Raw genomic sequence first — 1,086 nt, forward strand, 5'->3', positions numbered from 1 at the left:
GGGGAACTCTCCGGTTTCGCGGCCCTTGGCATCGGCGGCGCGCTGCTGAAGGCCACGCTTGCCGCGGGCTTTAAAGAGCCGAAGCCGATCCAGGTGCAGGCCATCCCGCCGCAGCTCGAAGGCCGCGACATATTCGGCATCGCCCAGACCGGTTCGGGCAAGACGGCTGCCTTCGCGCTGCCGATCCTGTCGAAGATCATCGGCCTCGGCACCAAGCGCCGGCCAAAGACGGCGCGCGCGCTAATCCTGGCGCCGACGCGCGAGCTCGCCGTGCAGAACGAGGACACCATCAAGCTGCTCGCCAAGGGCGCGCATATCTCGACCGCGCTGGTGCTCGGCGGCGTCTCGCGCTTCAGCCAGGTGAAGAAGATCGCGCCCGGCGTCGACATCCTGATCGCCACGCCTGGGCGGTTGACCGACCTCGTGCGGGAAGGCGACCTTATCCTTGCCGACACCAAATGGCTCGTCCTCGACGAGGGCGACCGCATGCTCGACATGGGTTTCATCAACGACGTCAAGCGCATCGCGAAGGCGACCGCGCCGGACCGCCAGACGGCGCTGTTCTCGGCAACCATGCCCGACGAGATCGCCGAGCTTGCCAAGGGCCTCCTGAAGAATCCGGTCCGCGTCGAAGTCTCGCCGCAGAGCACGACCGCCGCCGAGATCGTGCAGAGCGTGGTGCTTGCCCGCACAAGGCAGAAGCGCCAGGTGCTGTCCAAGATGCTGGTCGACGAGGCGATGCGCACGGTGATCGTGTTCTCGCGCACCAAGCATGGCGCCGATCGTGTCACCAAGGATCTTGTGCGCGACGGTTTTGAAGCCGCCGTCATCCACGGCAACAAGTCGCAGAACGCCCGTCAGAAGGCGCTCAACGATTTCCGCGACGGCTCGGTTCGCATCCTGGTGGCGACCGATATCGCGGCGCGCGGCATCGACGTGCCCGGCATCAGCCATGTCGTGAATTTCGACCTGCCGGACGAGGCTGAAAGCTACGTCCATCGCATCGGCCGCACCGGCCGCAACGGCAGGGACGGCATCGCGATCACGCTCTGCGACCCCTCCGAGAATGCCAAGCTGCGGCAGGTC

1 protein-coding gene is annotated in these 1,086 nt (G+C 66.2%); it reads left to right on the forward strand.

The window, feature by feature from the left end:
* On the forward strand, positions 1–1,086 hold a 1,086-nt coding region (locus EOA24_RS38960), incomplete at both ends, for a DEAD/DEAH box helicase (RefSeq protein WP_133374969.1).

This window comes from Mesorhizobium sp. M2A.F.Ca.ET.039.01.1.1 (genome assembly GCF_003998035.1).
Classification (GTDB): domain Bacteria; phylum Pseudomonadota; class Alphaproteobacteria; order Rhizobiales; family Rhizobiaceae; genus Mesorhizobium.